General features: G+C 51.3%; 8 protein-coding genes and 1 pseudogene. 7 read left to right on the top strand and 2 right to left on the bottom strand.

Annotated elements, in window-relative coordinates; translation table 11 throughout:
* Positions 1–165, bottom strand: a 165-nt coding sequence (locus BHE85_RS07125) for an IS1 family transposase (RefSeq protein ID WP_047664789.1), incomplete at its 3' end; no start/stop codon positions are given.
* 155 nt (positions 166–320) lie between these two features.
* Between BHE85_RS07125 and ytfB the strand changes: the two genes are divergently transcribed.
* Positions 321–959 (top strand): cell division protein YtfB, encoded by a 639-nt coding sequence (gene ytfB, locus BHE85_RS07120; protein ID WP_001119478.1) that lies wholly within the window; start codon positions 321–323, stop codon positions 957–959.
* Here the strand turns inward: ytfB and BHE85_RS07115 are convergent.
* Positions 943–1,590, bottom strand: a complete 648-nt coding sequence (locus BHE85_RS07115; protein ID WP_004988563.1) for a TetR/AcrR family transcriptional regulator — start codon at positions 1,588–1,590, stop codon at positions 943–945. The two genes, ytfB and BHE85_RS07115, sit on opposite strands and share 17 nt — an antisense overlap.
* A 211-nt stretch (positions 1,591–1,801) precedes the next feature.
* Between BHE85_RS07115 and BHE85_RS07110 the strand changes: the two genes are divergently transcribed.
* The 6 genes and pseudogenes from BHE85_RS07110 to BHE85_RS07085 all read left to right on the top strand — a co-directional run.
* On the top strand, positions 1,802–2,593 hold the full coding sequence (locus BHE85_RS07110; RefSeq protein WP_004988495.1) for a 3-ketoacyl-ACP reductase: 792 nt from the start codon (positions 1,802–1,804) through the stop codon (positions 2,591–2,593).
* A 9-nt stretch (positions 2,594–2,602) separates the two neighbouring features.
* Positions 2,603–3,445, top strand: a complete 843-nt coding sequence (locus BHE85_RS07105) for a sugar phosphate isomerase/epimerase family protein (protein WP_001205246.1) — start codon at positions 2,603–2,605, stop codon at positions 3,443–3,445.
* Positions 3,446–3,454: 9 nt separating this feature from the next.
* Complete coding sequence (locus tag BHE85_RS07100) at positions 3,455–4,231, top strand: enoyl-CoA hydratase/isomerase family protein (RefSeq protein ID WP_001283564.1); 777 nt, start codon at positions 3,455–3,457, stop codon at positions 4,229–4,231.
* Positions 4,232–4,240: 9 nt separating this feature from the next.
* Positions 4,241–5,782: an acyl CoA:acetate/3-ketoacid CoA transferase gene (locus BHE85_RS07095; RefSeq protein ID WP_001226967.1), complete on the top strand. Its 1,542-nt coding sequence runs from the start codon at positions 4,241–4,243 to the stop codon at positions 5,780–5,782.
* Positions 5,779–7,853: pseudogene (locus tag BHE85_RS07090) on the top strand (FAD-binding protein). The gene BHE85_RS07095 and the pseudogene BHE85_RS07090 overlap by 4 nt, the downstream one beginning before the upstream one ends.
* Before the next feature lie 28 nt (positions 7,854–7,881).
* The coding region (locus tag BHE85_RS07085; RefSeq protein ID WP_047664789.1) for an IS1 family transposase at positions 7,882–8,046 on the top strand (165 nt) is incomplete at its 3' end.

The following is an 8,046-nucleotide window of genomic DNA, read 5'->3' as shown; positions in this document are numbered from 1 at the left end:
TTTCTGGTGCGTACCGGGCTGAGAGGCGGTGTAAGTGAACTGTAGTTGCCATGTTTTACGGCAATGAGAGCAGAGATAGCGCTGATGTCCGGCAGTGCTTTTGCCGTTACGCACCACGCCTTCAGTAGCGGAGCAGGAAGGACATCTGATGGAAATGGAAGCCACGCAAGCACCTTAAAATCACCATCATACACTAAATCAGTAAGTTGGCAGCATTACCCCCGTATGAATATAATAAAGGCGGGTTTACCACGGACATCATAGCGTTAGCTTATTCATAGGCTATGATTGAGGAACAAGACGCGGAGCAGGAGGAAACCATGCCCGGGCGCTTTGAACTAAAACCAACCCTGGAGAAAGTCTGGCACGCGCCGGACAATTTTCGCTTCATGGACCCGCTGCCGCCGATGCATCGTCGGGGGATCATTATTGCCGCCATTGTATTGGTGGTCGGATTTCTGCTTCCATCTGATGATACGCCCAACGCGCCGGTGGTGACGCGTGAAGCGCAGTTAGATATTCAGTCGCAATCACAACCGCCGACAGAAGAACAGCTGCGGGCGCAATTAGTCACACCACAAAATGATCCTGATCAGGTGGCTCCGGTCGCTCCAGAACCTATACAGGAAGGCCAGCCAGAAGAGCAGCCGCAAACTACCCAAACGCAACCATTCCAGCCAGATAGCGGAATTGATAATCAATGGCGCTCTTACCGTGTCGAACCCGGTAAAACGATGGCGCAGCTGTTCCGCGACCACGGACTGCCCGCTACCGATGTCTATGCAATGGCGCAGGTAGAAGGCGCGGGTAAGCCGCTGAGTAATTTGCAAAACGGGCAGATGGTGAAAATTCGCCAGAACGCCAGCGGCGTGGTGACGGGCTTAACCATTGATACGGGGAATAATCAACAGGTCCTGTTCACCCGCCAGCCGGATGGCAGTTTTATTCGTGCGCGGTAGATGAAGGGTCAACCAAAAGCCAGCTAAGGATTGTCTCTTTGATGACCTTACGTCTGGCTTCCAGTGCCTGGGGGGAAACCATACTGATATGATAAACCAGGCCAAGCGTATGCTGGTTGATCAAATAATATCCGCCAAGCGCAGCAATATTAATATTCACCTGCAATGGGTCGATATCTGGCTTAAAAATATTGTGTTTCTTCCCTTCATCCAATAAGGATTCCATTAACTGCAAGTGCGCATGGTTAATTTCTAAGAGACGCTGTGATTTTGCATAATGCACACCTTTACTTTGATTTTCACTATGCACAATTTTTAAAAACCAGGGGTTAGCAATATAATAATCCCATGTAAAATCAATAATTTTCTCAATAGCTTTTTGTGGCGGAAGATCTGAGAAATCAAGGGCCTTTTCTTTTTGTCGAATATCGTTCCAGGTATATTCCAGTACTTTAATAAATAAATTTTCTTTATTACCAAAGTGATGATAAACCGTCTGTTTACTACACCCCGCAGCCTTAACAATATTATCGACCCTGGCCCCTTCATAACCATATTCGGCAAATTCATTAACCGCGCATAACAGCAGCTTTTCCTTCAGGCTCTGTACGTTGCTGGTATCAAGATACATAACGCTTCCCCACGACCTCTTCGTGGTGACTATCATAACCTGATTTGATTTCAGCTTCAGAAAAAAGGGCAAAAACTTGTACTTTCATCAGGTTATCAAATGTCCTGTGATCGTCATCGCATATCAACCAACTAGATGGTTGACCTTTTTATCCTCCAGTCGCAAGCTAATCATCACCAAGGAAACAAAATTCAAAAAAGAGAGCTATTGTATGAAATCCACTCGTCCTGTTGCCGTGATTACCGGAGCCGCTCGCGGTATTGGAAAGGGCTGTGCGCAGGAGCTTGCTCGTGGCGGGTTTAACCTGCTGATTAACGATCGTCCCGATGCCGACAGCGTAGAAAAACTGCATATCACACAACAAGAATGTTTGGCGGAAGGCGTGGAAGTGATTTGCTTCCCTGCTGATGTCGGTGATCTATCTCTGCATGAGGAGATGCTCGACGCGGCGCAAAACCAGTGGGGGCGGCTGGAGTGTCTGCTCAATAACGCGGGGATTTCAGTGAAAAAACGCGGTGACCTCCTCGACCTCGAACCAGACAGCTTCGATCAAAACATTGCCATTAACACCCGCGCGCCGTTCTTCCTTGCTCAGGCATTCAGTAAGCGCTTACTGGCACAGCCGAAACCGGAAGCGGAGCTGCCGCACCGCTCGATTATTTTCGTCAGTTCCATCAACGCCATCATGCTGGCGATGAATCGCGGCGAATACACCATTGCCAAAACCGCCGTTTCTGCCGCTGCTCGTCTGTTTGCTGCTCGCCTTTGTAATGAACAAATTGGCGTTTATGAAGTGCGCCCTGGTCTCATCAAAACTGATATGACTATTCCGGCAACGGCTTATTACGACGAACTGATTGCCAAAGGTCTGGTGCCGTGGGGACGTTGGGGTTATCCGGCTGATATTGCTTCCACCGTCCGCGCGATGGCGGAAGGTAAACTGATTTACACCTGTGGTCAGGCGGTCGCCATCGACGGCGGCTTAAGTATGCCGCGCTTCTGAGGCTGAATCATGAGAGATCTGTTACAACGCCCGGATTTATTCAGTATCAATACCGCGACACTGGGCTATAAAACGCCGCTACCCGCCATTATTGATGCCTGCGCCGCACGCGGTATTGGCGCAATTGCCCCCTGGCGCAGGGAGTTGCAGGGTGAAGATCTCCAGCAAATCACCCGCCAGCTTGCCGCCAGTAACATGAGCGTTTCCGGTTTGTGCCGTAGCACTTACTACACCGCGCCGACACTGGCGGAACGCAAACTGGCGATTGATGATAACCGCCGGGCGCTGGACGACGCAGCGGTGCTTAACGCCGCCTGTTATATGCAGGTGGTTGGCGGTCTGCCAACGGGCACTAAAGATCTATATGAAGCGCGAGAACAAGTGAAACAAGGGATTCGCCAGTTGCTGCCACATTCGAAAGATGTCGGCGTGCCAATTGCGCTGGAGCCACTGCACCCGATGACAGCTGCCGATCGCTCTTGCCTGTGCACGTTACGTCAGGCGCTGGACTGGTGTGATGAACTCGATCCCGATGGTGAGTTTGGCCTCGGCGTGGCGGTGGATGTTTATCACGTCTGGTGGGATCCGGATCTCGCCAGTCAGATCCTGCGTGCCGGAAAACGCATCCTCGCGTTTCATGTTTCCGACTGGTTAGTGCCGACCACTGATCTGGTCAATGACCGTGGTATGCCGGGAGATGGCGTCATCAATATTCCGTCAATTCGTCGGCTGGTTGAAAACGCCGGATTTAATGGTGCTATTGAACTGGAAATATTCTCGCCTTACTGGTGGCAGAAAGATATTAACAGCACGCTGGATATTAGCGTCGATCGCATCGCGCATTATTGTTAAGGAATGATCATGAGTGACCAACCCGTTCTGTTCAGCAGAGTGGCGGCTTCCTGCCGCCTGACATTGAACCGTGAAGATAAATGTCATGCTATTAACGAAGAGATGATCGAATCTCTCGACCATTATTTAAATGAAATTGAAAACGACACCACATTACGATTAGTCGAATTAACGGCAACCGGCGATAAATTCTTTTGTGCGGGCGGCGATATTAAATCGTGGTCGGCCTATTCGCCATTAGATATGGGCAGAAAATGGATTAAACGCGGTAATGACGTTTTTAATCGCCTGCGAAACATACCCCAATTAACCGTTGCGAATCTCAACGGTCATACCATCGGCGGTGGTATTGAACTGGCCTTGTGCTGCGATATTCGTATTGCCCGCCCCGGCGCGAAATTCTCTAACCCGGAAGTGATGCTCGGCATGGTGCCTGGCTGGATGGGCATTGAACGTGTGCTTAATCAGGTCGGTCCGGTGGTCGGTCGCCAGATGCTGATGCTGGGTAAACGCCTGACGGCGCAGGAAGCTCAGGCGGCGAATTTAATTGATGAAGTGGTAGAAAAAGAACAGGTGGAAAGCTGGATGGCGAACCAGTTAGCGCAGCTGGAAAAATGCGGTCCGGTGGCACTGGCGCATATTAAGCAACTGATTCTGGCACTGGAAAATAAACATGCCGATTACCCGCACCAGCTACTGGCCGGATTAATGTCCGCCACTCAGGATTGCCAGCAGGCGACGCGCGCCTTTGCCGAAAAAAGTAGCGTGAGCTTCCATAATCAATAAGGAAATTGTATGCGTAAGATAACAACCGCCGAGGCACTGGCGGCGCAAATTCAGGACGGTGCGACTATTGCTATTAGCGGTAACGGCGGCGGTATGGTAGAAGCCGACCATATTCTGGCTGCTATTGAAGCGCGTTTCCTGCAAACCGGACACCCTCGCGACCTGACGCTAATCCACTCGCTGGGTATTGGCGATCGCGACTGCAAAGGCACTAACCGTTTTGCGCACGCAGAGATGCTCAAACGCATTATTGCCGGGCACTTTACCTGGTCGCCCAAAATGCAGGCGCTGGTAAAAAATAACACGATTGAAGCCTACTGCTTTCCTGGTGGCGTGATTCAGGCACTGCTACGGGAGATCGGCTCCGGACGTCCGGGGCTTTTTACCCACGTTGGGCTGGGATCGTTTGTTGATCCACGCAATGGCGGCGGTAAGTCGAATGAATGCACTACCGACGACCTGGTAGAACTGATTGAAATCGACGGTAAAACCAAACTTCGTTATCGCCCTTTCAAAGTGGATTACGCGATTTTGCGTGGCACTTATGCCGATCCTCGAGGCAACGTCAGCCTTGAAGAAGAAGCGATTGATATGGATAGCTATTCCATGGCGCTGGCAGCACACAACAGCGGCGGCAAAGTGTTCGTACAGGTACGCGATGTGCTGGAAGCTGGCGCGATTGAACCACGCCGAGTCAAATTACCGGGCATTCTAGTTGATGGCATCGTTGAACACCGCAAACAGCCACAAACCTATCTTGGCGGTTACGACCTGACCATCAGCGGCCAACATCGCCGTCTGAGTTCTAACGACGCTATTGAACTGGTTAGTCATCCGGTACGTCGCCTGATTGCCCGTCGGGCAGCACGCGAACTGGTAGCTGGCGCTTCAACCAACTTTGGCTTTGGTATTCCCGGCGGCGTTCCAGGAGTAGCGCTGCGCGAAGGCGTTCCTTACCAAAGTTTATGGCTGAGCGTCGAGCAAGGCGTACATAACGGCATGATGCTGGATGATGCGTTTTTCGGCTGCGCCCGCAACGCCGATGCCATTATTCCATCACTCGATCAATTTGAGTTCTACAGTGGCGGAGGGATCGATATCACCTTCCTCGGCATGGGAGAGATGGATCAGTACGGTAACGTCAACGTCTCCCATCTCAATGGCAATCTGATTGGCCCCGGCGGATTTCTCGAAATTGCGCAAAATGCCCGTAAAGTGGTGTTCTGCGGCACGTTCGACGCTAAAGGCAGCAAGATCGATATAACACCAGATGGCTTGCATATCGCCCAGTCAGGTCAAATCCCTAAACTGGTTACCAAGGTGGAAAAAATCACTTTTAGCGCCGCCTACGCACAGCAAAGTGGTCAGGAAGTGTTGTATATCACTGAACGCGCAGTATTCCAGTTAACGGCAGAAGGCGTTGAATTAATTGAAATCGCGCCGGGTGTGGAGATTGAGCGCGACATTCTGCCGTATATGGCTTTCCGTCCAATTATCAAGCACCCACGCCTGATGGAAAGTAGCCTGTTTACGCCGATGGAGGATGCATGAGTCAGCTTGATGACACCATCCTTGATGCGCTGACGCACGTTACTTTCCCAAAGGGTTTTGCACAGGCAGAGCCCGCATGGGTTGTCACGGTAGACGGTGTTAATTACCCACTCTGGCAAACAGATGCCCTGGTAGTCGGCAGTGGTGCAGCAAGATTACGTGCGGCAGTTGAACTTAAACGCCGCCAGCAAAATGTGCTGATCGCTACCGCCGGGTTATATATGGGGACGTCGGCATGTTCTGGTTCCGATAAACAGACACTATTTACCGCCGCTACCGCGGGCAACGGCGACAACTTCACCAAACTGGCAGAGGCACTGGCGAGCGGTGGGGCGATGGATCACGACACCGCTTATGTCGAAGCGGTAGGTTCTCTGCACACTCTAGGCGGGTTGCAATATCTTGGTCTGGAATTACCGGAAGATCGCTATGGCGCGATTCTTCGTTATCAAACCGACCATGACGAAGCCGGGCGTGCAACCTCGTGTGGGCCGCGTACCTCAAGGTTAATGGTGAAAGTGCTGTTGGAAGAAGTACAGCGCCTCGCCATTCCAGTGTTGACCAGTGCAACAGTGATTAAACTGCTGCATCAGCGTGACGAAAACGGCGAAGACCGCGTGGCAGGGGCAATCCTCGCGACCGGTCATCGCGCCCATAACCCATGGGGGCTGGCAATTGTGACTGCGCCCAATGTGGTACTGGCAACGGGCGGACCGGGCGAGCTTTATCGCGACAGTGTTTATCCACATAAATGCTTCGGCTCGCTGGGGCTGGCGCTGGAGGAAGGTCTGACGCTAACCAATCTGACCGAAAGCCAGTTTGGTATAGGCACGCCGCGTAGCACGTTTCCGTGGAATTTATCCGGCACCTATGTACAGGTGATCCCGTATATCTATTCCGTGGATGCTGAGGGTAACGAGTATAACTTCCTCGCGATTACTATCGCACCACCCAGGAGCTGGCTTCAAACATTTTCCGTAAAGGCTATCAGTGGCCGTTCCACGCCACTCGGGTGATGGATTTTGGCTCCAGCTTGTTAGATATGGCAGTAGCGCAAGAGCAGCAATCAGGGCGTCAGGTATTTATGGATTTCAATCGCAATCCTGAAGCGGTGCCGGGTGACCTGCCGTTCTCATTAGATCGACTGGACGACGACGTTCGCGCGTATCTGGAAAATAACGACGCTCTGGCACCATCGCCCATCGAACGGCTGCAACGAATGAATCCGCTGTCTATCTCGCTGTATAAGATGCACGGTTACGATCTCACCACACAGCCTTTGCAGTTTGCCATGAATAATCAGCATATGAATGGCGGCATTGAAGTGGATATCTGGGGACAAACCTCCCTGCCCGGCTGTTTCGCCGTGGGGGAAGTTGCTGGCACACACGGCGTCACTCGCCCTAGTGGTGCAGCATTGAATGCCGGGCAGGTTTTTGCTGTTCGTCTGGCACGTTTTATTGGTTGCACGCAAAAGCGGTCTGTTGAGGGTGATGTCGCGCAGCTGGTAGCCTCATCTCTGAATATAGTCAGAGAAGTTATCGCTCAGGCACTGGCAAACGAGAACGGAATGGCGCTGGTAACGGTGAAAGACAAAATCCAGGCGCGAATGTCTGATTACGCCGGATTTATTTGTCATGCCGATAAAGTTCGTCATGCCACCCGTGACGCCCTGCTGCTAAGTGAGTTTGTACAACAACACGGTTTAACCATCAATCACGCAGGCGAAATTGCCGAACTGTTTATGTGGCGGCATATGACGCTGACTTCTGCCGCCGTATTAACGCAATTGACGCATTATATTGACGCAGGTGGTGGCAGTCGTGGAGCACGGATGGTTATTGATCCACAAGGCAAATGCCTCCCACAAACTCGTCGCGGCGCAAAAGAAGAATGGCGTTTTCGCTCTGAACGTGCTGAAGACAAAAATCACAGATTAACGATTCAATATTCGCAAGGTTCTTTTATTACCGAAGTGAAGTCTTTACGTATGCAACCGTGTATTAAAGGTATTTACTTTGAAAAAAACTGGCCAGACTTTTTAGGTAATGCTGCCAACTTACTGATTTAGTGTATGATGGTGATTTTAAGGTGCTTGCGTGGCTTCCATTTCCATCAGATGTCCTTCCTGCTCCGCTACTGAAGGCGTGGTGCGTAACGGCAAAAGCACTGCCGGACATCAGCGCTATCTCTGCTCTCATTGCCGTAAAACATGGCAACTACAGTTCACTTACACCGCCTCTCAGCCCGGTACGCACCAGAAA

Source organism: Shigella sp. FC1567 (assembly GCF_001743015.1).
GTDB lineage: Bacteria > Pseudomonadota > Gammaproteobacteria > Enterobacterales > Enterobacteriaceae > Escherichia > Escherichia coli.
The sequence above is the reverse complement of the archived record's forward strand: the minus strand, read 5'-3'. Positions and strand labels throughout refer to the sequence as shown.

Coding starts and splice junctions, on each gene's coding strand:
- ytfB (WP_001119478.1), top strand. CDS start 321: ATGCCCGGGCGCTTTGAACTAAAACCAACCCTGGAGAAAGTCTGGCAC.
- BHE85_RS07115 (WP_004988563.1), bottom strand. CDS start 1,590: ATGTATCTTGATACCAGCAACGTACAGAGCCTGAAGGAAAAGCTGCTG.
- BHE85_RS07110 (WP_004988495.1), top strand. CDS start 1,802: ATGAAATCCACTCGTCCTGTTGCCGTGATTACCGGAGCCGCTCGCGGT.
- BHE85_RS07105 (WP_001205246.1), top strand. CDS start 2,603: ATGAGAGATCTGTTACAACGCCCGGATTTATTCAGTATCAATACCGCG.
- BHE85_RS07100 (WP_001283564.1), top strand. CDS start 3,455: ATGAGTGACCAACCCGTTCTGTTCAGCAGAGTGGCGGCTTCCTGCCGC.
- BHE85_RS07095 (WP_001226967.1), top strand. CDS start 4,241: ATGCGTAAGATAACAACCGCCGAGGCACTGGCGGCGCAAATTCAGGAC.